The sequence below is a fragment of the Saccharopolyspora sp. NPDC049426 genome, from assembly GCF_040676935.1.
Lineage (GTDB): Bacteria > Actinomycetota > Actinomycetes > Mycobacteriales > Pseudonocardiaceae > Saccharopolyspora.
The window spans coordinates 353,595-378,985 of record NZ_JBFAPZ010000005.1 but is presented as its reverse complement, the minus strand read 5'-3'; the positions used below and the strand labels follow the sequence as shown (position 1 = coordinate 378,985).

Below are 25,391 nucleotides of genomic sequence, written 5' to 3'. Positions count from 1 at the left end.
GCGAGGAGCGCGCAGCGGCTCCGGACGACGTCGAACAGCAGTTTTGGCAACCCTGGAGATCTTTCAGCGATCGTCTTCGTCCGTGGGATCGCGACCGGCGTCCAGTTCGTTCCACAGCCGCCTGTCCGGATCCTGGGATTTCTGCTCCTTGGCGGCTCCCGGCGCCGAGTAGCGCGCGCCCATCGCCGGCATCCGGCCCGCGCGCACGATCACCAGCACACCCGCGATCACCAGCAGCAACGCACCCAGTGCCATGAGCAGCGGCCCGATCGGCGAGCTGGAGAGCTCACCGATCGGCGTGCTGCCCGGCGGGACATCGCCGTTGGCGTAGGTGAACCAGCCGGCGCTGAAGTGCCCGAAGGCCCGCCAGGCCAGCAGCGCACCGGCCAGCGCGATCAGCACGCCGACCAGGCGGCGCAGCAGCCCGCCGGTGGCCAGCACCGCGGCGACGGCGGCCAGCGCCGCCAACGCCATCGGGCCCAGTTCCGGGCGGAGCACCGCGCCGGACATGCCGCTGGTCGTCTCGGTGCCCATCGGCGTGCGGAAGCGCTGGCTCAGCCAAGTCAGGCCCGAGGCTCCCCACAGCGCACCGGCACCCGCGAGCACCAGCAGCAACACCGACCACAGCAGCCCCTTCGAGGGCGGCCGGGGCTCAGACGCGCTGGTCAACGGCCGCCTCCCGGTCGCTCGGCGCCGACAGCGTCTCGGCCGTGGCCACCGCGTTGAGCACTGCGCGGGCCTTGTTCAGGCACTCCTGGTCCTCGGCGACCGGGTCCGAGTCGGCGACGATGCCGCCACCGGCCTGCACGTAGGCGCGGCCGTCGCGGACCAGGGCGGTGCGGATCGCGATCGCGGTGTCGGCGTCCCCGGCGAAGTCCAGGTAGCCGACCACACCGCCGTACTGGGCGCGCCGGGTCGGCTCCAACTCCTCGATCAGCTCCAGCGCGCGCGGCTTCGGCGCTCCCGACAGCGTCCCGGCCGGGAAGCAGGCGGTGATCGCGTCGAACGCCGTCTTGTCGTCGGCCAGCTGACCGGTGACCGTGGAGACGATGTGCATGACGTGGCTGTAGCGCTCGATGCGGAAGAAGTCGACCACCCGCACCGAACCCGGCTTGCAGACCCGTCCCAGGTCGTTGCGGCCCAAGTCGACCAGCATCAGGTGCTCGGCGCGCTCCTTCTCGTCGCTGAGCAGGTCCTTCTCCAGCAGCGCGTCCTCGTCCTCGTCGGCGCCGCGCCAGCGGGTACCGGCGATCGGGTGCGTGGTGGCCTGCCCGTCGTGCACGGTGACCAGGGATTCCGGGCTGGATCCGACGATGTCGAAGGGCGTGCCGCCGTTCGGGTCGTCCAGCCGCAGCAGGTACATGTACGGGCTCGGGTTGGTGGTGCGCAGCACCCGGTAGATGTCCAGCGCGTCGGCCTGGGTGTCCATCTCGAAGCGCTGCGAGACCACCACCTGGAACGCCTCGCCCGCGCGGATGGCCTCCTTGGCCTTCTCCACCGCCGCGTGGTGCTCCTCGGGCCGGCGCTTGCGCTGGAAGTCCGGCTTGGGGCGGGAGAACGTCGCGACCGTGGGAGCCGCCGGGGTCTGCAGCCGCTCGGTCATCTCGTCGAGCCTGCGGACCGCGTCGTCGTAGGCGGCGTCCACCCGCTCCGGGGTGTCGTCCCAGTTCACCGCGTTGGCGATCAGCGTGATCGTGCCCTCGTGGTGGTCCAGCGCCGCCAGGTCGGTGGCCAGCAGCATCACCATCTCGGGGATCTGCAGGTCGTCCTCGGTCAGCTCGGGCAACCGCTCCAGCCTGCGCACGGCGTCGTAGCCCATGTAGCCGACCATGCCGCCGGTCAGCGGCGGCAGGCCGGGAAGCGGATCGGTGTGCAGCAGGCGGACGGTCTCGCGCAGCGCCCGCAGCGGGTCACCGCTGCCGGGCAGGCCGACCGGCGGGGTGCCGGTCCAGTGCGCCTCACCGTCGCGGACGGTCAGGGCGGCGGCGCTGCTGGCTCCGATGAACGACCATCGCGACCAGGATCGACCGTTCTCGGCGGACTCGAACAGGAAAGTGCCGGGGCGGTTCCCGGCGAGCTTGCGGTAGACCCCGAGCGGGGTCTCGTCGTCCGCGAGCAACCGCCGCACCACCGGAATCACCCTGCGTTCCGCCGCCAGGGTTCGGAACTCCTCGCGTCCTGGGCTGATACTGCCGATCTCACCATCGCCGACCATGGGTGTCATTGTGCCGCGCACCCGTCGGGCCCGGTGCGGGACCTCTGCTTTTGCCTCGCCGGTGCCGGTGCCGCCAGGATGGGTGGGTGAGCACGACCGAACCGAAGCGGCGAGGACGCAGGCCCAACGGCGCCGACACGAAGGCGGCGCTGCTGACCGCCGCGCGCGAGGTGTTCGCCGAGCAGGGTTACGACGCGGCCACCGTGCGCACCATCGCCGGCAACGCCGGCGTCGACCCGGCCATGGTCAAGCACTGGTTCGGCGGCAAGGAGGGGTTGTTCACCGCTGCGGTGCAGATCCCGGTCAACCCAGCCGAGATCGCCCGGCAGGTGCTCGACGGACCCCGCGAGCAGATCGGCGAGCGCATCATCCACCGTTTCGTCACCGTGTGGGACAGCGTCGGCGGCGGGCAGTTCGCGGCCCTGATCCGCAGCGTCGCGGGCAACGAGCAGGCCGTCACCATGCTCCGCGAGTTCGTGCAGAACGTGCTGTTCAACCGCCTGGTCAAGGTGCTGGACGTCGACAACCCGGAGCTGCGGGTGGCGCTGTGCGGCTCCCAGCTCGTCGGCCTGGGGATGGTCCGCTACGTGGTCCGCATCGAGCCCCTGGCCTCGGCCGACGCCGACACCGTCGCGGCCACCATCGGCCCCAACCTCCAGCGCTACCTCACCGGAGACCTGGAAACGACCACCACCTGAAGCCGCAGGTGGTGTCCCGGTCCACCCGCAAGCGGGACCACGAGATCGCCTGTCACGGGCTGAAGTGGATCCACTACCAGGAGGTCCCGGAAGACGTCGAGCGCGCCCGAGCAGGCGCTCGAGATCGTGCACCACCGCCCGGCGAGCCCGACCATCGCGGGCGGGCTCGCCGGAGGTGTGCGTTGCCGGCAGGCCTCAGCCCAGGAAGACCTGGGCGATGAGCGCGGAGACCAGGAAGCTCGCGGCGAAGGACACCATCCCGACGGGCACGATCTTCCAGCCCATCCTCTTGAGCGCGGGCAGGTCCTTGCCGATGCTGAGCCCGGCGAAGACCAGGATCGGCGTGGTCATGGCCAGGAACTCCACCGGGTCCACCAGGGACAGCACCACGTCGGCGACCGGCGAGATCGGCGAGGTGGCCAGGATCGCCAGCACGGAACTGCCCACCACCGCGGGGATCTTGATGACCCGCTTGATCGCCAGCCCGAGCAGCACCACGGCGCTGACGAGCGCGAAGCCGAGCAGCGCGCGCGGGTCGAACCCGCCCGAGTAGACCACGTTGGCCACGAGCATCCCCGCCAGCGCGATGCCGATGGCGGCGAACGGGCGCACCCGGGAGGTCTCCGCGTCCTCCGGTTCGGGCGCCGCCTGCAGGTCCGGCGCCTCGGCGGCCGGGACCGGGCCCGTCCTCCTGGTCAGCAGCCGGTAGAAGCGGTCGGCCAGCGGCAGCGCCACGAACATCCCGACGTAGACGCCGAGGAGCGTGGTCACCAGGTTGCTCACCGCCGCCAGGGCGACGATCTGGTCGGCCATCTCGGGGAACTGCGCGGCGATCGCGGCCGACGAGGCCGCCATGACCGAACCCGAGCCCACACCGGTGCCCATCGCCAGTGCCAGCGGGCTGAGCCAGCCGGTTCCCGCCAGCACGCTGGCCAGCAGGGTGACGTAGAGCGCGCCGACGACGCTGCCGAAGATGTACATGCCGAGAACGCCGCGGTACTCCTCGGAATCCGGACCGAACCGCTCCGAGACCATCGCGAAGGACGCCTCGCGGTCGATGGAGAAGCACGCCCCGACCGCCGAACGACCCATCTTGAGCATCACCGCCAGCGGCAGCGACAGGGCGATCGTGCCGAAGAGGTGGCCGATCTCCTGGAACAGCAGCGCGGCGCTCGCCTCCTTGAGCACCGGCAGCTCGTGGCCCACCACGAAGCACAACCGCACGCCCAGCAGCAGCACGCCCACCTCGACGATGTGCGTGGCGGCGCGCTGCAGCCGGACCGGGACCGGCCGGATCCGCTGGATGCTCACCGCCGCGCCGAGCAGCAGACCCCAGATGATGGGGAACAAGGTGATCGCGCCCGGGCCGATCTTGACCTTGTGGCTGCCGATCAGCTCGGCGGCGGCGGTCAGCACGAGCGCGAGCAGGGTCAGCACGAGCAGACCCGGTCTGATTCCGCGGGCGCGGACGGGCCGCTCGCGCACCGCGCTGGTGTTGTCGGACATCTTTGTCCTCCCTGGACGTTCTGGAAGGGGGTTGGGTTCAGCAGGCGACGACGTTGAGGGCGAGTCCGCCCAGCGCCGTCTCCTTGTAGCGGTGGCTCATGTCGGCGCCGGTCTCGCGCATCGTCTTCAGCACGGTGTCCAGCGACACGACGTGCGTGCCCTCGCCGTTGAGCGCGATGCGCGCGGCCGTGATCGCGGTGTTGGCGGCCACGGCGTTGCGCTCGATGCACGGGATCTGCACGAGGCCGCCGACCGGGTCGCAGGTGAGGCCGAGGTGGTGCTCCATGCCGATCTCGGCGGCGTTCTCGACCTGCTCGGGCGTTCCGCCCAGCACCTCGGCCAGTCCCGCCGCCGCCATCGAGCAGGCGGAGCCGACCTCGCCCTGGCAACCGACCTCGGCACCGGAGATCGAGGCCGCCTGCTTGCACAGCGAGCCGACCGCCGCGGCGGTCAGCAGGAACCGGATCACGCCGTCCTCGTCGGCGCCGGGCACGAACCGCGCGTAGTAGCGCAGGACGGCCGGGATGATGCCGGCGGCACCGTTGGTGGGCGCGGTCACGACGCGACCGCCTGCGGCGTTCTCCTCGTTGACCGCCAGCGCGTACAAGCTCACCCAGTCCTGCACGCCCAGCGGGTCGGCGGAGCCGTCGCCCTGGTCGAGCCGGGTCCGCAAGCGGGCCGCCCGGCGCGGCACCCGCAGCGCGCCCGGAAGCTCGCCGTCGCGCTCGCAACCGCGCCGCACGCAGTCGCGCATCGCCGCCCAGATCTCCAGGAGCCCTTGCCGCACCTCGGATTCCGGGCGGCGCGCGGTCTCGTTGGCCAGCACCACGTCGCTGATCGAGGACCCCGTCCGGTGGCACCACCCGATGAGCTCGTCGGCGGTGGCGAACGGGTGCGGCAGGACTTCTGCGTCCTGGGCGGGTGATTCGCCGTCGGCCACCACGAACCCGCCGCCGATCGAGTAGAAGGTCCGCTCGGTGACGCCGTCCTCGGTCCAGGCGGTGAAGACCAGCCCGTTGGGGTGCCCGGGCAGGCTCCGGTCCCGGTGCAGGACCAGGTCGCTGCCGGGGTCGAAGTCGATCCCGCGGGCACCGAGCAGCTCGATCCGCCCGCTGTCGTGGATGCGCCGGACCTGCCCGTCCACGACGTCGGGGTCGACCGAGCCGGGTTGCTCGCCGAGCAACCCCAGCAGGACCGCCTTGTCCGAACCGTGGCCGCGTCCGGTCGCGCCGAGCGAGCCGAACAGCTCCACCCGCACCGACCGGACACCGGCCAGCAGACCGGTCTCGTCGAGCTCGACGACGAATCGGCGGGCCGCGATCATCGGGCCGTTGGTGTGCGAGCTCGATGGGCCGATCCCGACGCTGAACAGGTCGAACGCGCTGATGCTCACGGCCTGCCGCCCTCCGCTGCCGAGCCGGTGCGGGCGGCGAGCTCGCCGAGGAACTTCTCCCGCAGCACGGCGTCCGAGGCCACGTCCACGGCGGTGAGCGCCATCGCGGCGGCCCCGTCCACGACGGCGTCGTCCGCGGCCGGTGTGCCGGCGTCCTCGGCGAAACCCCGGGTGTGCGGCGGGTTCTGCGACCCGACGATCGCGATGCACGGGTGGATGCTGGGAACGACCTGGGACACGTTGCCCATGTCGGTCGATCCACCGCGCATCGTGCGGTTGACCTGCAGTTCCCTGCCGAGGGACTTGATGTGGCCCGCGAAGAGGTCCGACATCGCCGGTTCCTGCCACAGCTCGGCGTAGTCCGGTTCGGTCGGCGCCGCCTCCATCGACGCGCCGGTCGCCTCGGCACCGGCCCGGAAGCACGACAGCACGCGTTCCTTGAGCCCCGACAGCGATTCGATGTCGGTGGAGCGCACTTCGCAGTCCACCACGGAGGTCTCGGGGATGATGTTGGTGGCGGTGCCGCCTTCGCGCACGAACAGCCCGATCCGGCACTCGTCCGGAACCTGCTGGCGCAGCAGGCCGATCGCGACCTGGGCCACCACGGCGGCGTCGCCGGCGTTGACGCCGAGGTGCGGGGCCGCGGCGGCGTGCGAGGCGCGTCCGGTGTAGGTCACGGCGAACCTGCTCACCGCCTGGCTGGAGAACTCCGCCGGGTGGAGGTCCTGCTGCGAGGGGTGCACCATCATCGCCACCGCGACGTTGTCGAACACGCCCCGTTCGAGCAGCAGCACCTTGCCGCCGCCGTGCTCCTCGGCGGGCGTGCCGATCAGCTTGACGCGGATGCCGAGCTCGTCGGCGACCGCCGCCAGCCCGATCGCGGCACCCACCGCCGCGGCGGCGATCACGTTGTGGCCGCACGCGTGCCCGATGTCGGGCAGCGCGTCGTACTCGGCGCAGATGCCCACCGCCAGCTCCCCGGATCCGCGCACCGCCGAGAACGCCGTCGGCACGTCGGCCGGTCCGGGTTCCAGGTCGAAGCCCGCCTCGCGGAGAACCGCGGTGATCTTCTCCACCGAGCGGTGTTCGGCGAAGGCCAGCTCGGGCTCGTCGTGCAAGCTGTGGCTGAGCTCGATGAGGCGGTCCCGCCACGCCTGCTGCTCGGCGCGCACCCGCTGCGCGCACCCTCGGCCCTGATCAGTCACTACCGCTCCTCCGGTCCACTTTCCAACCTGGACACGCAGGGTCAGCGATGAGACCCTTCTCCCCCGACAAGTGCAGGAACACACCGGAATTCGAGATCAGATGCAGGATTCAGCCACCGTTGACGAAGTCGACCTCGCTCTGGTCAACGCCTTGCAGATCCGGCCGCGCGCCTCGTGGTCCTTGGTCGGCCGAGTGGTGGGGATCGATCCCGTCACGGCCGCGCGCAGGTGGGAGCGCTTGGAGCGCAACGGGCAGGCGTGGATCTCGGCGTACCCGCCGATCACGCCCAACCAGGCGAACGCCTTCGTCGAGATCGAGTGCGAACCGGGACGCGGCGTGCCGGTGGCCGAGGAGCTCGCCGAGGATCCCCAGGCCATGACGGTGGACGTCACCGCGGGCGGACGGGACGTGCTGGTCACGGTGTGCGCGCCGAACCCGCAGGTGCTGTCGAGCTACCTGCTCGAACGCATGAGCCGGGTGCGGCACCTGCGGCACGTGCGCAGCCACCTGGTCATCAAGACCTACACCGAGGGCAGCCGCTGGCGGCTGCGCGCCCTCGACCAGGAGCAGCTGGCGACGATGGCGCGCGAAGCCGATGACTCCGGGGAACAGCCGGCCGGTCGGCCCAGCGAGGAGGACTGGGCCATCGCCGTCACCCTCGCCGCCAACGGGCGGGCGGCGATCAGCGAGCTGGCCGAAGCCGCTTCGACCAGCGCCAGCACGGTCCGCCGACGACTCGCGCGGCTGATCGCGAGCCAGCAGCTCCGCTTGCGTTGCGAGCTCGCCCGCACGTTGACCGGGTGGCCGGTCTACGCCTGGTTCTTCGCGAAGGTCGCCACCGCACACCTCGACGAAACGGGGCGCGCCCTGGCCCGGATCCCCGAGGTACGCTCCGTGACGTCCACGGCCGGGCCCTACAACCTCATCATCTCCGTCTGGCTGCGCTCCCTGGTCGACGTGCAGGAGCTCGAGACCCAGATGACCCGAGGCCTCCCCCACCTCGACGTCATCGACCGCAGCATCGCCGTGCGCCCGGTCAAGCTGGTGGGCCGCCTCCTGGACGAACGCGGCTGCGCCACGGGCTCAGTTTCCCTGGACACGCGCCACTGCCCGTGAACCGGCGCAGTGACCGCAGCCACTAGGAGAGCAGGACGTCGGCGTCGAAGCAGGTGTGGTCGCCGGTGTGACAGGCCGCGCCCTGCTGCTCGACGACCAGCAGCAGGGTGTCGCCGTCGCAGTCGAGGCGGACCTCGTGGACGCGCTGGGTGTGCCCGGACGTCTCGCCCTTGACCCAGTAGGTGCCGCGGCTGCGGGAGAAGTAGGTGGCGCGGCGTGTGGTGAGGGTGCGGTGCAGGGCCTCGTCGTCCATCCACGCCATCATCAGCACCTCGCCGGTGCCGCGCTGCTGCGCGATGGCGGCGACGAGCCCGTCGGCGTTGCGCTTGAGCCGGTCGGCGATCTTCGGGTCGAGCTCGCTCATCGGACCGTGATCCCTTCCGCCCGCATCGCGTCCTTGACCTCGCCGATGCGCAGTTGTCCGAAGTGGAAGACGCTGGCTGCCAGCACCGCGTCCGCCCCGGCGTGCACGGCGGGAGCGAAGTGCTCGACCGCGCCGGCACCGCCGCTGGCGATCAGCGGCACGTCGACGACCTCGCGCACCGCGCGGATCATCTCCAGGTCGAAACCGGCCTTGGTGCCGTCGGCGTCCATCGAGTTCAGCAGGATCTCGCCGACGCCCAGCTGCTCGCCCTTCGCGGCCCACTCGACGGCGCAGATGCCGGTGCCGCGGCGTCCGCCGTGCGTGGTGACCTCGAAGCCCGACGGCGTGGGCTGCCCGCCCTCGGGAACCCGGCGGGCGTCGACCGACAGCACGACGCACTGCGCGCCGAACCGCTTCGAGGACTCGTTGAGCAGCTCGGGCCGCGCGATCGCCGCGGTGTTCAGGCTGACCTTGTCGGCCCCGGCGCGCAGCAGCCGGTTGATGTCCTCGGTGCTGCGCACGCCGCCACCGACGGTCAGCGGGATGAACACCTGCTCGGCTGTGCGCCGGACCATGTCGAAGGTCGTCTCGCGGTCCGAGGAGGACGCGGTGACGTCGAGGAAGGTCAGCTCGTCGGCGTGCTCGGCGTCGTAGGCGTTCGCCAGCTCGACCGGGTCACCGGCATCGCGGAGATCGGTGAAGTTGACTCCCTTGACGACCCGTCCCTGGTCAACGTCCAGGCACGGGATCACACGCACAGCTACGCCCATGCGCACCAGGGTAGACGTCCCCACCCCGGACGAGGCCGGGGTGGGGACGCCGGTCACCAAGGTGCGACGGGTCGCACAGCGGTCTGCACCGGTTCGGGCTGGACCGCTGGGCAGTGAGCGCCCTCGGGCGGCATCACGCCGTCGATCAGGTAGGCGTGCGCGGCGTCGAGCGTGCACTCGTTGCGGTCGTAGACGCCGTGGCCCCAACCGTCGTAGGTGAGCAAGGTGGCCCGCTCGACGTGGGAGTCCACAGTGGTCGCCCAGTTGTAGCCGGTCGCCGGGTCGTGCAGCGCGTTGAGGATGAGGATCGGTGCGGCGGTGCGGATTTCCGGAACGTGCTGCGGGTTCTGCACCGGTGCCCGCCAGTCGAGGCAGTGCGGGGCCAGCGCGCCGCCCACGCCGCCGCGCAGGTGCGGAGCGGCCTGCTCCTGCCGCTTCCACAGCCGGGCGTAGTCCTCGGCGGATCGGGCCTCGATGCGGTGGTCGCCGCAGAAGGCCGCCGCGGGGTTCGGGATCGGTTCCTGCTGCCGCGCCGTGGCGATCGGCTCGCTGTTGCGCAGCGCGTCGAGCTCGGCGGCCAGCGCGTGCCAGTCCGGCCCGTAGAAGGCGCTGATCGTGCTGCGGGTGAGGTCCTGCGGCGTCATCGGCTCCGAACCGCCCGGTTGCGGCAGCTCCCCGGCGTCCGCCCGCGCGTAGAGCTCGTCGAAGACCGCGCCGACGTCCTCACCGTGCAGCGCGCACGCCGCGTCCCGCTCGCACCACTTCGCGAACTCGCCGAACGAGTCCTCCGCCGCCTCGGCCTGGGTGACCAGGAACCCGGCGGTGTCCTGGCTGTGGTCGAAGACGCTGTCCAGCACCAGCGACCGGACGCGCTCGGGGAACTGCTCGGCGTACATCTGGCCGGTCAGCGTTCCGTACGAGATGCCGTAGAGGCTCAGCTGCTGCTCGCCGAGTGCCGCGCGGAACGCGTCGATGTCGCGGGCGACGCTCGCGGTGTCCATGTGGTCGACGATCGCGCCGCTGCGCGCCCGGCAGTCGCCGGAGGCGCGGCGGTTGTGGTCGAGCAGCCGCTGGAAGTGCTCGGGCCCGTCCGGGCGGACGTCCGGACGTTCCGCGATCAGCGCCGGATCGCACCGCAGCTGGTGGCTGCCGCCGAAGCCGCGCGGGTCGTAGCTGACCACGTCGAAGCGGGCGGCGAGGTCGGCGGCGAAGGGGTTGCCCGCGACCAGCGAGCTCACGCCGGTGCCGCCCGGGCCGCCCGGCATGTGGACCAGCGTGCCGATGCGGCGGGCCGGATCCGTCGCCGGACGCCGGGCCACCGCGATGTCGATCTGCTCGCCCCGCGGGTTCGCCCAGTCCAGCGGGGCGCGCACGGTCGAGCACTCGACCTCGGCGTTCTCCGCGCAGGGCTGCCAGTCGAGGGCGGGTTCGGCGTGGGCCGGTGCGGCCACGCCCGCGATCACCCCGACCGCCAGCAACGCCCCCAGCATTCGTCGCATCGAGTTCCTCCAGTGATGGTCGGATCCGCGTTTCGGATCACGACCACCACCGTGGTGATCTCACGCGAGGAAGTCGATCAGGGGGTTCCCGGAGAAGATCCGGGGTTTCAGCGAACGGCCGCCAGCGCCTCTTCGAGGGTGAAGTTCTGGGCGTAGAGGGCCTTGCCGACGATCGAGCCCTCCAGGCCGACCGAGGCCAGCTCGGACAGCGCGACGAGGTCGTCGACGCTGGAGACACCGCCGGAGGCGATCACCGGGGCGTCGGTGCGGGAGCAGACCTCGCGCAGCAGCTCGGTGTTCGGGCCCTGCAGGGTGCCGTCCTTGCTGACGTCGGTGACGACGTAGCGGCGGCAGCCGGCGGCGTCCAGGCGGGCCAGCACCTCCCACAGGTCGCCGCCGTCCTTGGTCCAGCCGCGCGCGGCCAGGCGGTGGCCCTGCTCGGTGATGCGCACGTCCAGCCCGACGGCCACGCGGTCGCCGTACTCGGCCACGACGCGGTCGGCCCACTCCGGGTTCTCCAGCGCCGCGGTGCCGAGGTTGACCCGCGCGCACCCGGTGGCCAGCGCGGCCTCCAGGGAGGCGTCGTCGCGGATGCCGCCGGAGAGCTCGACCTGCACGTCCAGCTTCCCGGTGACCTCGGCCAGCAGCTCGCGGTTGCTGCCGCGGCCGAACGCGGCGTCGAGGTCGACCAGGTGGACCCACTCCGCACCCGCGCGCTGCCAGGTCAGCGCGGCCTCCAGCGGATCACCGTAGGAGGTTTCGGTACCGGCGGCGCCCTGCACGAGGCGGACGGCCTGCCCATCGGCAACGTCAACAGCGGGAAGAAGAGTGAAGCTCACGCCCACAACCCTAATGACGCCGCACCGAGCCCGAGCACCCGGCCACCACCTCCGCCTCCCCCGAACGGACGAGGGATTTCGAATTTCGCGCGAAGTTCGACTCCCGAAGTTCGGAGTCGAATTTCGCGCGAAATTCGAATTACGCGACGTTTCCGCAGGTCAGCGGCGGGAACGCTCGCTGCGGACGATGGCCAGCAGCGGGACCGCGAGCACCAGGACGCTCAGCGCGATCACCACGAGCAGCGGCACCCCGGCCTGGACCAGGTACGGGCCGCCGACGGTCGAGGCCATGCCGACCGCGAGCACCAGCGCCACCACGCGAACCGTGTTCGGGCCCATCAGCCCGTGCCGGCGGGTCACAGGGCTTCCAGCCAGTTGCGCAGCAGCCGGGCACCGGCGTCGCCGGACTTCTCCGGGTGGAACTGGGTCGCCATCAAGGCTCCGTTCTCCACGGCGGCCACGAACGGCTCGCCGTGCTCGGCCCAGGTCACCCTGGGGGTGGCGATCGTGTCGGAGCTCTCCAGCTCCCACTTGCGGACCGCGAAGGAGTGCACGAAGTAGAAGCGGGTGTCGGCGTCCAGGCCGGCGAACAGCACGCTGTCGCTGGGCGCCTGGACGGTGTTCCAGCCCATGTGGGGCAGCACGTCGGCGTGCAGCCGCTCCACGGTGCCGGGCCACTGGCCGCAGCCGTCGGCCTGAACGCCGTGCTCCACGCCCTGCCCGAACAGCACCTGCATGCCCACGCAGATGCCCAGCACCGGTCGACCACCGGAGAGCCGCTGGTCGATGATCTTGTCGCCGCCGACCTCCAGCAGCCCTTCCATGCAGGCCGCGAACGCGCCGACGCCCGGGACCACCAGGCCCTCCGCCTCGACGGCGGCACGATGGTCGGCGGTCACCTCGACGTCGGCGCCCGCGCGCTGGAGAGCGCGTTCGGCGGAGCGGAGGTTGCCTGATCCGTAGTCCAAGATGACGACTCGTGCCACGGGTTCAGGCTACCGGCCTCACGCGACCCGCTTCCCGACCCCGTGCAGGAAGTGCGCCACCTCGCCCGCGATGCCGGTCGGGCCGAGCCCGTGGGCGGCCTCGTGCTCGTCCGCGGTGCCGTAGGCGCGCAGCTCCCGGTCCCGGCGCACGCCCAGCGACAGCACCCGGTGCGGGGTGTCGGCGAGCGCCTCGGCGACCTCGTGGGTGGAGGTGCCCCGCAGGTAGGGCTCGACGAGCACGACGTCCGGGCTCGCGGCGCGGACGGCTGCACGCAGGCCGTCGGCGTCGAAGGGCCGGATGGTGGCGGTGTAGAGGACGGTGACGTCCATCGCGGCGGTGGCCGCCAGCACCGGCGTGAGCATCGGGCCCACGGCCAGCACCACGCCGTCGCGACCGTGCCGCACCGGGTGCCAGCCGGGCCCGTTCACCAGCGGTTCGGCGTTGGCGCGATCGGAAAGTCGCAGGTAGGCGGGGCCGTCGTGGCCGAACTCGCGGCTCAGCAGGGCGTCGACCTCGTCGGGGTGGCCGGGCACGTGCACGGTCCAGCCGGGCAGCGTGTCGATCAGCGCGACGTCACCGGGGGCCATGTGGGTGCGCCCGGCCGTCGGGTAGTCGTAGGAGGCTCCGGTGCTGACGGCGATCGCCCCGACGCCCTGGTGGCCGAGGTCGAGCTTGAGCTGCTCGAAGGGCCGTTCCACGACGAACGGCGTGATCGAGTGCAGCACCGGCCGCATCCCCGCCAGGGCAAGTCCCCCGGCGACGCCGACCATGGCCTGCTCCCGGATGCCGACGTTGAACACCCGGTCGCTGTGCCGGTCGAGGGCGTCGGTGAAGCGGTCGGCGGAGATCTCCGCCAGCACCAGCGCGACCCTCGGGTCGGCGTCCATGGCTTCGGTGGTGGTGCGCACGAACTGCTCGCGCATGCTCATCGGTTCCCTCCTCGGGGTTCGACCTCGGCGACCACCGCGAGCGGGCGGTCGGTGAAGGTGGCGCTCAGCGCCTGGTGGAGCGCGGTTTGGTCGCGGCCGTCGACCACGCGGGTCGCCCAGCCCTCGCGCACGAAGCGGTCGGCTATGCCGCCGGGCCAGCCGGTGCTGGACGAGCGGTTGTCGATCACCACGGTGGTCAGCCGCCCCAGCCCCCAGCGCCCGGCGACCTGGATGGCCTCGTGGTTGCTGCCCTCGTCCAGTTCGGCGTCTCCGACGAGCACGACCACGCGCGACCGGTCGAGCCCCCGCGCGCGCAGCCCCAGCGTCATGCCGAGGGCGAGTGGGAGGCCGTGGCCGAGCGAGCCGCTGCCGATCTCCACGCCGGGCACCAGCACACGATCGGGGTGGAAGCCCAGCCGCGAGTCGAACTCGCCGAAGCGGTCGAGCTCTGCCGGGTCCAGGAAGCCCTTGGCGGCCAGGACCGCGTAGTAGGCCGTCGGACCGTGCCCCTTGGACAGCAGGAACCGGTCTCGCTGCGGGTCGTCGACGCGGTCCGGGCCGACCGAGAGGACCTGGTCGTAGAGCACCCACAGCACGTCGAGGGTGGAGGTGGCGGCGGAGTCGTGCTTCTCGTCGCCGGTCATCCTGGTCATCAGCGGACGCAGGTCCGCGTACTGGTAGTCCGTCTTGATCGCCATGCGGACCAGGATGGGACTTCGAGTAAAGTCGAAGTCAAGGGCGGAATAGCTCCACCTAGCTGGAGGTTTTCGGCTAATCTGGCCAGCGTGACGAAACTACCCGCCCTGCTGACCATCGGGGAGGTCGCGCACCGCAGCGGAGTCGCCCAGACGGCGCTGCGCTTCTACGAGGAACGCGGCCTGATCAGCTCCACCCGCACCACCGGGAACCAGCGCCGCTACCAGCGGGCCGTGCTGCGCCGGCTGGCGTTCATCCGCGCCGCGCAACGGGTCGGACTCAGCCTGGAGCAGATCTCCGAGGCCCTCGCCACGCTCCCCGACGACCACGCGCCCACCAAGACCGACTGGTCCCGGCTCTCCCGCCGTTGGCGCGACGAGCTCGACGCCCGCATCGACGGCCTGCAGCGACTCCGCGACAACCTCACCGGCTGCATCGGCTGCGGCTGCCTGTCGCTGCGCACCTGCATCCTCAACAACCCCGACGACCGCCAAGCCGAGAACGGCCCAGGAGCTCCCCTCCTCCGCCCCAAGACCGACCACTCGGGATGACCCCGTCCCCGACCGAACAACACCCCACCAGCGGATCACCAACGACGCCCCCACCGGTCGATCACCAGGATTTCAGTGGAAATCGGGATTCCGACTTCCACTGAAACCCGTTATCGGACTTCCGCTGAAACCCCGTACCGGACTTCCACTGAAACCCGGTGTCGGGAGGGGAGCGGGTGGGGTCGGAACACCTGGGATCGGTCAGGATTCGCCTGTCCAGGTGTAGGTCATCTCTGGGCGGCCGACCGCGCCGTAGGTGGGGAGGCGTTCGACCATGCCTGTGCCGGAGAGGTATTCGAGGTAGCGGCGGGCGGTGACGCGGGAGACGCCGGCCGCCTCGCCCACGGCGCCCGCCGAGCCGCCGGAGGGCATGGCTCGGAGGGCGGTGACGACCGCGGCGAGGGTTTCCTCGCCCATGCCCTTGGGCAGGGCCGCTCGATCCACTCCTCGCAGCGTGGAGAAGGCGCGGTCGATCTCGGCCTGGCCCTGGACCTCGCGGTCCTGGCCGAGGGTGGCGCGGAAGCGGGCGTAGTGCTCCAACTTCTCGCGCATGGCGGCGAAGGTGAACGGCTTGAGCAGGTACTGCACGACGCCGCTGGACACCGCCGCGCGCACCACCTTCAGATCCCGCGCCGAGGTCACCGCGATGACGTCGATGGGCAGTCCGGCGGTGCGCAGCGCGCGGGCCACCTGGAGTCCGTCCATGTCCGGCAGCCGCAGGTCCAGCAGCACGAGGTCCACCGAGGTGTGCTCGACGAACCGCAGCGCGGCCTGACCGGTGCGGACGCGCCCGGCCACGGCGAAGCCCTCGACGCGGTTGACGTAGGCCTCGTGCGCCTCGCCGGCCACGGGGTCGTCCTCGACCACCAGAACCGAGATCACCGCGACGCCCCCGGGAGCCGGACGGTGAACACCGCACCCTCGTCGCCGCCGACGTCGACGGTGCCGCCGTGCCGCCGCACGCTCTGCCCGACCAGCGCCAGCCCGAGGCCGCGGTCGTCGGACTTCGTCGACCAGCCGCGCCGGAACAGCTCGGAGGTGTCGGCGGGGACGCCGGGCCCGTTGTCGGCGACCCGGATCAGCAGTCCGTCCGCTGTGGACTGAATGGTCACCTCGACGCGGGGGCGCGGCCGGTCGGCCACGGCTTCCACGGCGTTGTCGATCAGGTTCCCGAGGATGGTCACCAGGTCTCGGGTGTCGAGGTGCTCCAGCGCGGCGTCGTCGACCTCGGTGTCCTCGCTGAGCACGACCTCGACGCCCCGCTCCCCGGCCTCCGCGCTCTTGCCCAGCAGCAGCGCGGCCAGCACCGGTTCGCTCACGGCGCCGACGACCTGGTCGGTGAGCCGCTGCGCGAGGTCCAGCTCGGAGGTGGCGAACCCGACGGCCTCCTCGGTGCGGCCGAGTTCGATCAGCGAGACGACGGTGTGCAGCCGGTTCGCGGACTCGTGGGCCTGGGAGCGCAGCGATTCGGCGAAGCCGCGCATCGAGTCGAGCTCACCGCTGAGCGCCTGCAGCTCGGTGTGGTCCCGCAGCGTGACGACGCTGCCCAGGTCGCGGCCGCCGCTGCGCACCGCGGAGACGTTGACCAGCAGCACCCGGTCGTCGGTGAGGTGCACCTCGTCGCGGACCGCGCGGCGGCCGAGGGCGTCCACAAGGGACGGCGGCAGGTCCAGCTCGGACACCTGCTCACCTTCGACCTCGGCGGACTCCAGCGAAAGCAGCACAGCGGCACCATCGTTGCACAAGGTCACGCGCCCGTCCGGCGCCACCAGCAGCAGGCCTTCGCGCACCGCGTGCAGGATCGCGTCGTGGTACTCGTACATCCGGGACAGCTCCGCCGGTCGCATCCCGTGGGTGTGCCGCCGGATCCGCGCGTTCACCAGGTACGTCAGCACCCCGCCGAGCAGCAGCGCGCCTCCCGCGACCAGCACCAGCACGAACACCTGCCTGCGGATCTCGTCGGTGAGCACGCGCACGGCGATGCCGTCGGCCACGAGTCCCACCATCTGGGAACCGCGGTGCACCGGGACGACCGCCCGCACCGACGGCCCCAGCGTCCCGGTGTAGGTCTCGACGAGCGTCCGCGTGGGGTCGATGTTGCCGCGGAAGGGCTTGCCGATGCGTGACGGGTCGGGGTGGGTGTAGCGGATGCCCTGCGGCGACATGATCGTGATGAAGTCGACCCCGGTGTCGGCCCTGACCCGCTCGGCCAGCGGCTGCAGCGTCGCGGTGGGATCCGGCGAAGCCATGGCGTCGGCCACGCCCGGCTGGGCGGCCAGGGTCCGGGCCACCGCCACGACCTGGTCGCGCGCGGCCTCCTCGGTCCGGCGGTCGGCGTCGTACCAGGCCAGCGCGGCTCCGGCGAGCACGACGACGGCCACGACGATGACCTGCAGCACGAACAGCTGTCGCGCGAGGCTCCAACGCGGGCGGAGCTGGTTTCGGTACCTGGACATCACTTACTCATGTCGACGACGTGAACACAATGAACGAAAGCGAGACGGAGTCGGCGCAAAGCTCGCATAGTCTCCGTCCAGATCTTCCCGTGACCTGGGACACGCACGGTGAATCGTATGTGACCCGGAGAAACCGGCCCCGCAAGGAGCTCAACTGTGGCTAGCAATGATGCTGCGCCGACGAAACGTCGGGACAGAACGCATTACCTCTACATCGCGGTGATCGTCGCCGTGGTGGCGGGCATCGCCGTCGGATTCGTGGCCCCCGACGTCGGCAAGGCGCTCAAACCGCTGGGCACCGGCTTCGTGAACCTGATCAAGATGATGATCTCGCCCATCATCTTCTGCACGATCGTGCTCGGCGTCGGCAGCGTCCGCAAGGCCGCCAAGGTGGGCCGAGTCGGCGGTCTGGCGCTCGGCTACTTCATGATCATGTCGGTGGTCGCGCTGGTCATCGGACTGATGGTCGGCAACGTGCTGCACCCCGGCGAGGGATTGCAGATCACCGAGGAGCTGCGCGGCTCGGGCGCCGAGCAGGCCGGTGAAGAAGCGCAGAGCACCACCGAATTCCTGATCGGGATCATCCCGACGACGCTGATCTCGGCGTTGACCGAGGGCGAAGTGCTGCAGACGCTCCTGGTGGCGCTGCTCGCCGGTTTCGCGCTGCAGGGCATGGGCGAGAAGGGCCAGCCCATCCTGCGCGGCATCGAGCACGTCCAGCGCCTGGTGTTCAAGATCCTGGCGATGGTCATGTGGGTCGCCCCGATCGGCGCGTTCGGCGCGATCGCGGCCGTGGTCGGCGCCACCGGCGTGGACGCCCTCAAGGGCCTCGCGGTGATCATGCTCGGCTTCTACACGACCTGCGCGGTGTTCATCTTCGTCGTGCTGGGCGCGGTGCTGTGGCTGTTCGCGCGGGTGAACATCTTCTCGCTGCTGCGCTACCTGGGCCGCGAGTTCCTGCTGATCCTGTCGACGTCCTCGTCGGAGGCGGCGCTGCCGCGGCTGATCGCGAAGATGGAGCACCTGGGCGTGAGCAAGCCGGTCGTGGGCATCACCGTTCCCACCGGCTACTCGTTCAACCTCGACGGCACGATGATCTACCTGACGATGTCGTCGCTGTTCATCGCGAGCGCCCTGGGCGACCCGCTGTCGATCGGCGAGCAGGTCGGCCTGCTGCTGTTCATGATGGTCGCGTCGAAGGGCGCGGCGGGCGTCAGCGGCGCCGGCCTGGCCACCCTGGCCGGCGGTCTGCAGTCGCACCGCCCGGAGCTGCTCGACGGCGTCGGCCTGATCGTGGGCATCGACCGGTTCATGTCGGAGGCCCGCGCGCTGACCAACTTCGCGGGCAACGCAGTGGCCACCGTCCTCATCGGATCGTGGACCAAGGAGCTCGACCGGACCCAGATGCAGCAGGTCTTCACCGGCAGCTCGCCGTTCAACGAGCAGACCTTCGTCGACGACGGAGGTGTCACCGAGGAGAAGACCCAGACCCCCGAGAAGGTCTGATCCTCGACGCGAAACCGCCCTTCGCCTTGCGCGAGGGGCGGTTTCGCGTTTCCCGAGGACTACTCGGCGACGCGCGGCTCGGCTTCGCCGACGATCCTGCGGTGGAAGGTCTCGTCCTCGGCAGCGGTGACCTCCAGGCCGTAGTGGCCGTGCGGGGCGGGCCAGATGAGCGGCACGGCTCCGCCCGCCGCGACCCGGATGCGCTTCTCGTGCTCGGCGTGGGCGAGGGCGCGCAGGTCGAGCACGACCTCGTGCGGGCCGTTGTTGCGGAGTTCGAGCGTGAGGCCGCGCTCGGTGTGGCGGGCCTGGACGTCGACCGCGGCGGCGTGGCCGCGCAGCGAGCCGCTGAGCTCCATCCGGATGTCACCGGGGCCTTCGATCGTGAACTGGTAGTGCGCGGTGACCGGAACGGCCACGAACTTCTCGCCGAGGACGTCCACGTGGCTCGGCTCGACCGGCTCGCCGTGGCGGTTGCGGATCGCGAAGCGCGCGAAGTCTGGGCCGACGTAGCCCAAGCGCAGCGAGACGGCTTCCCCGTCCACGACTCCGCCGACCTGAGGCTGGGACGTCGCGGCCACGCCGAGCCGCTCCGTCACCGGGGTTTCGGAACGGGAGGAAGCGCGCACACGCCCGATCGTCACCCCGTCAAGGCACCGGAAGGCGGACTCCCGATGTCCACGAGGTGAACAAGACCTCGCCGCGAAGCGACATGACCCTCCGCCGTAACCCGACTACCTGCGGTGTTGCCCTGGGGGATTCCAATTTCGCGCGAAATTCGAAGCCCGAAGTTCCGACTCGAATTTCGCGCGAAATTGGAAGAGAGCCCCGCCCGGGTGACGCTCGTGCTGGGTGGTCGTTACAGGGCGCCCTTGGTGGAGGGGACCACTCCGGCGAAGCGGGGATCGGGTTCCACGGCCGCGCGCAGGGCTCGGGCGATGGCCTTGTACTCGGCCTCGGCGATGTGGTGCGGGTCGCGACCGTGGATCACCCGGGTGTGCAGGTTGATCTGCGAGTGGAAGGCCAGCGACTCGAACACGTGCCGGTTGAGCACGAACGGGTAGTTCCCGCCGATGGTGAAGGAGTTGTACTCCTCCGGCTCCCCGGTCATCACGCAGTAGGAGCGGCCCGAGACGTCCACGGCGGCGTGCGCGAGGGTCTCGTCCATCGGGATCCACGCGTCGCCGAAGCGGCGGATGCCCTTCTTGTCGCCCAGCGCCTGGCGCAGCGCCTGGCCGAGCACGATCGCGGTGTCCTCGACGGTGTGGTGGGCGTCGATGTGGATGTCGCCGGTGGACTTGACCTTCAGGTCGAAGGCCGCGTGCGTGCCCAGCGCGGTGAGCATGTGGTCGTAGAACGGGACCGTGGTGTCGATGTCGACCTGCCCGGTGCCGTCGAGGTCGAGCTCGACCAGCACCGACGACTCCTTGGTGGTGCGCTCGACGCGACCGACCCGCGTGCCTGGCTGAAAACTCACCGTTCGATCTCCTCAATGACTGCCTTGCTCGCCGCCAGGAACGCGTCGTTCTCGGCGGGCGTGCCGATGGTGACCCGCAGGTGGCCGGGGATGCCGACGTCGCGGATCAGCACGTCGGAGTCCAGGTAGCGCTCCCACGCGCGGTGCGCGTCGGTGAAGCGCCCGAACAGCACGAAGTTGGCGTCGCTGGGCGCCGGGGTGAACCCGAGCTCGCGCAGCGCGGCCACGACCCGCTCGCGCTCGTCGATCAGCGCGCGCACCGACCCCAGCGTGGCGTCGGCGTGCCGCAGCGCCGCGCGAGCGGCGGCCTGGGTGACCGCCGAGAGGTGGTACGGCAGCCTGACCAGCAGCAATGCCTCGATCATCGCGGGGGCCGCTGCCAGGTAGCCCAGCCGCCCGCCCGCGAAGGCGAAGGCCTTGCTCATGGTGCGGCTGACGATGACCTTCGCCGGGTAGCGCTCGATCAGCTCGACCGCGCTGGGCTGCGCGGAGAACTCGGCGTAGGCCTCGTCGACCACGACCACGCCGGGCGCGGCGTCGAGGACGGCCAGCAGGTCGTCCGGCGAGATGGACGCGCCGGTGGGGTTGTTCGGGCTGGTCACGAACACCACGTCGGGCTGCTTCTCGGCGACCAGGCGGGCCGCTTCGGCACCGTCGAGGCTGAAGTCCGGGCGACGCGGCGCGGGCAGCCAGTCGGTGCGGGTGCCGGCGGACAGGATCGGGTGCATCGAGTACGAGGGCTCGAAGCCCAGCGCGCTGCGTCCGGGGCCGCCGAACGCCTGCAGGATCTGCTGGAGGACCTCGTTCGAGCCGTTGGCGGCCCACACGTTGTCCGTCACGAGCCCGACACCGGTCGCGGTGGTCAGGTAGGCGGCGAGGTCGCCGCGCAGCTCCCTGGCGTCGCGGTCCGGGTACCGGTGCAGGTCAGCCGCCGCTTCCTGGACCGCTGCGGTCACGTCGGCGACCAGTTCCGGCGGCGGCGGGTAGGGGTTCTCGTTGGTGTTCAGCCGGACCGAGACGTCCAGCTGCGGCGCCCCGTAGGGGCTGCGGCCGCGCAGGTCGTCCCGCAGCGGCAGGTCGGCCAGCGTCGTGTCGGCGCCGAGCACGTCACTCATGGGTGTCCTTCATCGTCTTGTCGCCACCTCGGCGACCGGCACGGCCGGAGGTTCCTACCTGCGTCGTCGCGGCGGCCGAGGTCTGCATCGTCTCTAGAAGCGGGCGGTCACGGCTTGGCCGTGGGCGGGCAGGTCCTCGGCGTCGGCGAGGGCGACTACCTGGTCCGCGACGTCGCGGAGCGCCTGCTCGCTGTAGGAGATGACGTGGATGCCGCGCAGGAAGCTCTGCACGCTCAGGCCCGAGGAGTGCCGGGCGCAGCCACCGGTGGGCAGCACGTGGTTCGAACCGGCGCAGTAGTCGCCGAGCGAGACCGGCGCGTACGGGCCGACGAAGATCGCACCCGCGTTGCGCACCCGCGCGGCGACCGCGTCGGCGTCGGCGGTCTGGATCTCCAGGTGCTCGGCGGCGTAGGCGTTGACCACCCGCACGCCGTCGTCGATGTCCGAGACCAGGATGCAGCCGGACTGCTGCCCGGTCAGGGCCGTGCGGATGCGCTCGACGTGCTTGGTCCGGCCGACCTGGCGCTCCAACTCCGCGTCGACGGCGTCGGCCAGCTCGGGCGAGGTCGTGACCAGCACGCTGGCGGCCAGCGTGTCGTGCTCGGCCTGGCTGATCAGGTCGGCGGCGACGTGGACCGCGTCGGCGGTGCCGTCGGCCAGCACCGCGATCTCGGTCGGCCCGGCCTCCGAGTCGATGCCGATGAGGCTGCGTAGGTGGCGCTTGGCGGCGGTGACGTAGACGTTGCCGGGGCCGGTGACCATGTCGGCGGGCAGCAGCTCGCCGTCGTCGGTGTCGCGACCGCCGTAGGCCAGCAGCGCGACGGCCTGCGCACCGCCGACCGCCCACACCTCCTCGACGCCCAGCAACTGCGCGGCGGCCAGGATCGTCGGGTGCGGCAGGCCACCGAACTCGGCCTGCGGCGGGCTGCACACCACCAGCGATTCGACACCGGCGGTCTGGGCCGGGACGACGTTCATGACCACGCTCGACGGGTAGACGGCGAGACCGCCCGGCGCGTAGAGGCCGACGCGCTCGACCGGCACCCAGCGCTCGGTGACGGTTCCGCCGGGCACGACCTGGGTGGTGCTGTCGGTGCGCTGCTGGTCGGCGTGGACGCGGCGAGCTCGGGCGATGGACTCCTCCAGCGCGGAGCGCACGGCCGGGTCGAGCTCGTCGAGCGCGCGGCTGAGCTCCGCGGCGGGCACCCTCACCCGTTCAGGGCGAACTCCGTCGAACTTGTCGGTGTAGTCGAGCACGGCGTCGACACCGCGGTCGCGGATGTCCTCGATCACCGGACGGACCCGATGCAGCACGTGCTCGACGTCCATCTCGGCGCGCGGCAGCGTGGCGCGCAGCGTAGCGGTGGACGGAACACGACCGCGCAGGTCGGTACGGGTGAGCATGAGCATCCTTCCAACACCTCGGGGCTACACCCACCAGGGTAATCGCAGCCCACCCCACCCGTCCGAGAACCCAGCCCAGGGTCACAGAACAACGACCAAGACCAGGCGAGGCACGTCAGGCAAGCACCGAAGGTGCTTTCTCACTACCCCACCTGATCAACTGGCACCGCCGCGGGTTCTGAGCGGCTCTCTGGGGAGGACAGCCGAAGCGCCGTGTATTGGCATACATCAGTCTCGGATCCCGGAGCCAGAGAGCCGCTCAGGTTCCGCGACCCGCACCGCCGAGCAAAAAGACCACTGAGCATTTGAAGCAAAACGGGAAAACGTTCAACCGCGGCCATAGTTCGCCAGAGAGTTGCCAACATCAGACACCTCTTGGACTCTTCGAAAGTCACCTCCAGTGATCGATCGGAGATCCGATGTTCAGTTCACGGCGCAAGGCAGCACTGGTGGCCGCGGCCGCCGGTCTGGTCCTGCTGGCACCGGTTCAGGCGGGCCTGGCCGCAGAACCGACCGGTGCGTCCGCGCAGGGCAGTGCGATCTACACGGTCCCCAACACCGACAGCGCATCCCGCACGGAGATCAACCGCAGCGGCGCGGAGGTCCTCGGCGTCACCAAGGACCGGGTCGCCAGCGTGGAGGCGACGCCAGCGGAGGCCGAGCAGCTGCGCGCTCGCGGCTTCCAGCTCACCGAGCAGACGAAGACCGCCGACGCGCTGCAGCGCCGCAACGGCGCGCAGCCGAAGGCTCCGGGCGACTTCCCGCCCGGCGACGAGGCGTACCACAACTACGACGAGATGGTCGCCGAGCTCGACAAGACCGTCGCCGACCACCCGGACATCGCGGCGAAGGTCAGCGCGGGCAAGTCGTTCGAGGGCCGCGACATCCCCGTGCTCAAGGTCAGCGACAACGTGGCGACCGACGAGGACGAGCCGGAGGTCCTGTTCGACTGCAACCAGCACGCCCGTGAGCACCTGACCACGGAGATGTGCCTGCACGTCGCCCAGCGGTTCACCGACAACTACGCGGACCCGGCCGTGAAGGACTCGGTCGACAACCGCGAGATCTGGATCATCCCGTCGGTCAACCCGGACGGTTCGTCCTTCGACGTGGAGTCGGGCGAGTACCAGGGCTGGCGCAAGAACCGCCAGGACCAGGGCACCGACACCAACCGCAACTGGGGCCACAAGTGGGGCTGCTGCGGTGGTTCCAGCGATGACCCGGCCGACGAGACCTATCGGGGCACCGCCGCGTGGTCCTCGCCGGAGGCGGCGGCGATGCGCGACTTCATCGACTCGCGCGTGGTGGGCGGCACCCAGCAGATCAAGGCGGCGGTGGACTTCCACACCTATTCCGAGCTGGTCCTGTGGCCGTTCGGTCATACCCCGGACGACGTGACCGAGGGCATGACCCAGCAGGAGCACGACCGGTTCGCGAAGGTCGGCACCGAGATGGCGCAGACCAACGGCTACACGCCGCAGCAGTCCAGCGACCTGTACGTCACCGACGGCGACAGCCTCGACTGGATGTGGGGCCAGCACAAGATCCTGGCGTTCACCTTCGAGATGTACCCGTCGAGCAGCGGTGGTCTCGACGGCTTCTACCCGCCGGGCGACGTGATCGAGCGGGAGACGGCCCGCAACGACGCGGCGGTGGACATCCTGCTGCGCGAGGCGGGTGCCTGACCAGTCCAGGAGGGGGATCGGAAGGGCCCGGGGTGTGCGCACCCCGGGCCCTTCCTCTCGCGATAATGAGGCCATGAGCACCGCGACGACGATTCATCCGCCCGCGCTGGTGCGCCGGGGTTCGTGGATCTACTGCCCGCTGCTCGGTGCGGTGGCGGGGTTCCTGCTGCGGATCGTCGCCGCGTGGGTGGCGGGCCTGCAGTGGGCCCCGTTCCAGGGCGTGTTCGAGCTGGCCGCGTCCGGGGCGGATCCGTGGGGGATGCTGGTGGCGATCGCGCTGGGCCTGATCATCGGCCTGGGGTTCGCGGGGTTGTTCGCGCAGGAGCGGCTGACGGTGACGGTCGGGCCTGAGCAGGTGGTGCTGGCAACCGGCCGCAACGCGCACGAGATCGCCGGTGACGAGGTGGACGCGGTGTTCACCGAGCGCGGGCACCTGGTGCTGCTGGACGCCACCGGCGCCGAGCTGGCCCGCCGCAAGTCGGGGCTGGACCGCTTGGCGCTGCGCGACGCGTTCCGCGAGCACGGCTACGCCTGGCGCGATTCCGATCCCTACGCGGGCCGGTACGTTCTCTGGACCGAGGACACCGGCGAGCTCTCGCTGCGGGTCAACGCGCTGATGACCGAGCGCGACCGAGCGTTGCGCAGGCGCGACCACAAGGAGGCCGCGCTCCTGCGAACCCAACTGGCACAACGAGGAATCGTCCTCAGAGACGGCCACCGCAAGCAGTACTGGCGCCGCGTGGACTGAGAAGTCAGCCAACCGTCAGGCAGGACACGCGGAGACGTCAGGCAAGGTCGCGCTCAGACGTCAGGCAAGCACCGAAGGTGCTTTCTCACTACCCCACCCGATCAACCGGCACCGCCGCGGGTTCTGAGCGGCTCTCTGGTGAGGACAGCCGCAGCGCCGTGTATTGGCCATACATCAGTCGCGGATCCCGGAGCCAGAGAGCCGCTCAGGTTCCGCTACCCGCACCGCTACGCA

General features: G+C 70.9%; 25 protein-coding genes. 6 read left to right on the top strand and 19 right to left on the bottom strand.

What is annotated here, in order from left to right; translation table 11 throughout:
- Positions 1–63 precede the first annotated feature (63 nt).
- Together AB0J78_RS13540 and AB0J78_RS13535 are read right to left on the bottom strand one after the other, a co-directional pair.
- The gene (locus AB0J78_RS13540) at positions 64–669 is read right to left on the bottom strand and encodes a Trp biosynthesis-associated membrane protein (protein ID WP_363789217.1); all 606 of its coding nucleotides are present in this window, start codon (positions 667–669) and stop codon (positions 64–66) included.
- Positions 653–2,215 (bottom strand): anthranilate synthase component I, encoded by a 1,563-nt coding sequence (locus AB0J78_RS13535; RefSeq protein ID WP_363789216.1) that lies wholly within the window; start codon positions 2,213–2,215, stop codon positions 653–655. The genes AB0J78_RS13540 and AB0J78_RS13535 overlap by 17 nt, the downstream gene beginning before the upstream one ends.
- Positions 2,216–2,301: 86 nt before the next feature.
- On the opposite strand from AB0J78_RS13535, the gene AB0J78_RS13530 reads away from it, so the two are divergent.
- Positions 2,302–2,913: a TetR family transcriptional regulator gene (locus AB0J78_RS13530; RefSeq protein ID WP_363789215.1), complete on the top strand. Its 612-nt coding sequence runs from the start codon at positions 2,302–2,304 to the stop codon at positions 2,911–2,913.
- Between the two features lie 195 nt (positions 2,914–3,108).
- Here the strand turns inward: AB0J78_RS13530 and AB0J78_RS13525 are convergent, their stop codons facing one another.
- The 3 genes from AB0J78_RS13525 to AB0J78_RS13515 are packed head-to-tail and all read right to left on the bottom strand — an operon-like array spanning position 3,109 to position 7,017.
- Positions 3,109–4,419, bottom strand: coding sequence for a DUF3100 domain-containing protein (locus tag AB0J78_RS13525; RefSeq protein ID WP_363789214.1), 1,311 nt, complete (start codon positions 4,417–4,419; stop codon positions 3,109–3,111).
- 37 nt (positions 4,420–4,456) lie between these two features.
- Positions 4,457–5,812, bottom strand: coding sequence for an L-serine ammonia-lyase (locus tag AB0J78_RS13520; protein ID WP_363789213.1), 1,356 nt, complete (start codon positions 5,810–5,812; stop codon positions 4,457–4,459).
- On the bottom strand, positions 5,809–7,017 hold the full coding sequence (locus AB0J78_RS13515; protein ID WP_363789212.1) for an amidohydrolase: 1,209 nt from the start codon (positions 7,015–7,017) through the stop codon (positions 5,809–5,811). The genes AB0J78_RS13520 and AB0J78_RS13515 overlap by 4 nt, the downstream gene beginning before the upstream one ends.
- A 100-nt stretch (positions 7,018–7,117) precedes the next feature.
- Here AB0J78_RS13515 and AB0J78_RS13510 point away from each other — a divergent pair, with 100 nt between their 5' ends.
- Positions 7,118–8,134, top strand: a complete 1,017-nt coding sequence (locus AB0J78_RS13510) for an Lrp/AsnC ligand binding domain-containing protein (RefSeq protein ID WP_363789211.1) — start codon at positions 7,118–7,120, stop codon at positions 8,132–8,134.
- A 22-nt stretch (positions 8,135–8,156) separates the two neighbouring features.
- Here AB0J78_RS13510 and hisI read toward each other — a convergent pair whose 3' ends face one another.
- The 8 genes from hisI to AB0J78_RS13470 all read right to left on the bottom strand — a co-directional run bounded on the left by hisI (position 8,157) and on the right by AB0J78_RS13470 (position 14,220).
- Complete coding sequence (hisI, locus tag AB0J78_RS13505; RefSeq protein WP_363789210.1) at positions 8,157–8,498, bottom strand: phosphoribosyl-AMP cyclohydrolase; 342 nt, start codon at positions 8,496–8,498, stop codon at positions 8,157–8,159.
- On the bottom strand, positions 8,495–9,268 hold the full coding sequence (hisF, locus tag AB0J78_RS13500) for an imidazole glycerol phosphate synthase subunit HisF (protein WP_363789209.1): 774 nt from the start codon (positions 9,266–9,268) through the stop codon (positions 8,495–8,497). The genes hisI and hisF overlap by 4 nt, the downstream gene beginning before the upstream one ends.
- 53 nt (positions 9,269–9,321) lie before the next feature.
- A complete protein-coding gene (locus AB0J78_RS13495) occupies positions 9,322–10,767 on the bottom strand; it encodes an alpha/beta fold hydrolase (RefSeq protein WP_363789208.1) in 1,446 nt (481 codons plus the stop codon).
- 107 nt (positions 10,768–10,874) lie between these two features.
- Entirely contained in the window at positions 10,875–11,606 is a 732-nt protein-coding gene (gene priA / locus AB0J78_RS13490; RefSeq protein ID WP_363789207.1) for a bifunctional 1-(5-phosphoribosyl)-5-((5-phosphoribosylamino)methylideneamino)imidazole-4-carboxamide isomerase/phosphoribosylanthranilate isomerase PriA, read from the bottom strand.
- 159 nt (positions 11,607–11,765) lie between these two features.
- Complete coding sequence (locus AB0J78_RS13485) at positions 11,766–11,966, bottom strand: hypothetical protein (protein WP_207918954.1); 201 nt, start codon at positions 11,964–11,966, stop codon at positions 11,766–11,768.
- Positions 11,963–12,592 carry an imidazole glycerol phosphate synthase subunit HisH gene (gene hisH / locus AB0J78_RS13480; protein WP_363789206.1) on the bottom strand — a complete coding sequence of 210 codons (630 nt, stop codon included), beginning with the start codon at positions 12,590–12,592 and terminating at the stop codon, positions 11,963–11,965. The genes AB0J78_RS13485 and hisH overlap by 4 nt, the downstream gene beginning before the upstream one ends.
- Positions 12,593–12,610: 18 nt before the next feature.
- Complete coding sequence (locus AB0J78_RS13475; protein WP_363789205.1) at positions 12,611–13,522, bottom strand: transketolase C-terminal domain-containing protein; 912 nt, start codon at positions 13,520–13,522, stop codon at positions 12,611–12,613.
- Complete coding sequence (locus AB0J78_RS13470) at positions 13,519–14,220, bottom strand: thiamine pyrophosphate-dependent enzyme (RefSeq protein ID WP_363789204.1); 702 nt, start codon at positions 14,218–14,220, stop codon at positions 13,519–13,521. Before AB0J78_RS13470 ends, AB0J78_RS13475 begins: the two co-directional genes overlap by 4 nt.
- An 87-nt stretch (positions 14,221–14,307) precedes the next feature.
- Between AB0J78_RS13470 and soxR the strand changes: the two genes are divergently transcribed.
- Positions 14,308–14,769, top strand: a complete 462-nt coding sequence (gene soxR / locus AB0J78_RS13465) for a redox-sensitive transcriptional activator SoxR (protein ID WP_363789203.1) — start codon at positions 14,308–14,310, stop codon at positions 14,767–14,769.
- A 201-nt stretch (positions 14,770–14,970) separates the two neighbouring features.
- Here the strand turns inward: soxR and AB0J78_RS13460 are convergent, their stop codons facing one another.
- On the bottom strand, positions 14,971–15,651 hold the full coding sequence (locus AB0J78_RS13460) for a response regulator (RefSeq protein ID WP_363789202.1): 681 nt from the start codon (positions 15,649–15,651) through the stop codon (positions 14,971–14,973).
- Positions 15,648–17,225, bottom strand: coding sequence for a sensor histidine kinase (locus tag AB0J78_RS13455; RefSeq protein WP_363789201.1), 1,578 nt, complete (start codon positions 17,223–17,225; stop codon positions 15,648–15,650). The genes AB0J78_RS13460 and AB0J78_RS13455 overlap by 4 nt, the downstream gene beginning before the upstream one ends.
- A gap of 156 nt (positions 17,226–17,381) precedes the next feature.
- Between AB0J78_RS13455 and AB0J78_RS13450 the strand changes: the two genes are divergently transcribed.
- Entirely contained in the window at positions 17,382–18,731 is a 1,350-nt protein-coding gene (locus tag AB0J78_RS13450; protein WP_363789200.1) for a cation:dicarboxylase symporter family transporter, read from the top strand.
- A gap of 59 nt (positions 18,732–18,790) precedes the next feature.
- Here the strand turns inward: AB0J78_RS13450 and AB0J78_RS13445 are convergent, their stop codons facing one another.
- From AB0J78_RS13445 to hisD, 4 genes are all read right to left on the bottom strand, one after another.
- Complete coding sequence (locus tag AB0J78_RS13445; RefSeq protein WP_363789199.1) at positions 18,791–19,357, bottom strand: phospholipase domain-containing protein; 567 nt, start codon at positions 19,355–19,357, stop codon at positions 18,791–18,793.
- 230 nt (positions 19,358–19,587) lie between these two features.
- The gene (hisB, locus tag AB0J78_RS13440; RefSeq protein WP_132686197.1) at positions 19,588–20,205 is read right to left on the bottom strand and encodes an imidazoleglycerol-phosphate dehydratase HisB; all 618 of its coding nucleotides are present in this window, start codon (positions 20,203–20,205) and stop codon (positions 19,588–19,590) included.
- Complete coding sequence (locus AB0J78_RS13435; RefSeq protein WP_363789198.1) at positions 20,202–21,320, bottom strand: histidinol-phosphate transaminase; 1,119 nt, start codon at positions 21,318–21,320, stop codon at positions 20,202–20,204. Before AB0J78_RS13435 ends, hisB begins: the two co-directional genes overlap by 4 nt.
- A gap of 93 nt (positions 21,321–21,413) precedes the next feature.
- On the bottom strand, positions 21,414–22,724 hold the full coding sequence (hisD, locus tag AB0J78_RS13430) for a histidinol dehydrogenase (RefSeq protein ID WP_363789197.1): 1,311 nt from the start codon (positions 22,722–22,724) through the stop codon (positions 21,414–21,416).
- Between the two features lie 419 nt (positions 22,725–23,143).
- Between hisD and AB0J78_RS13425 the strand changes: the two genes are divergently transcribed.
- Positions 23,144–24,409, top strand: coding sequence for a M14 family metallopeptidase (locus tag AB0J78_RS13425; RefSeq protein ID WP_363789196.1), 1,266 nt, complete (start codon positions 23,144–23,146; stop codon positions 24,407–24,409).
- 73 nt (positions 24,410–24,482) lie between these two features.
- On the top strand, positions 24,483–25,157 hold the full coding sequence (locus tag AB0J78_RS13420) for a hypothetical protein (protein ID WP_363789195.1): 675 nt from the start codon (positions 24,483–24,485) through the stop codon (positions 25,155–25,157).
- Positions 25,158–25,391 lie beyond the last annotated feature (234 nt).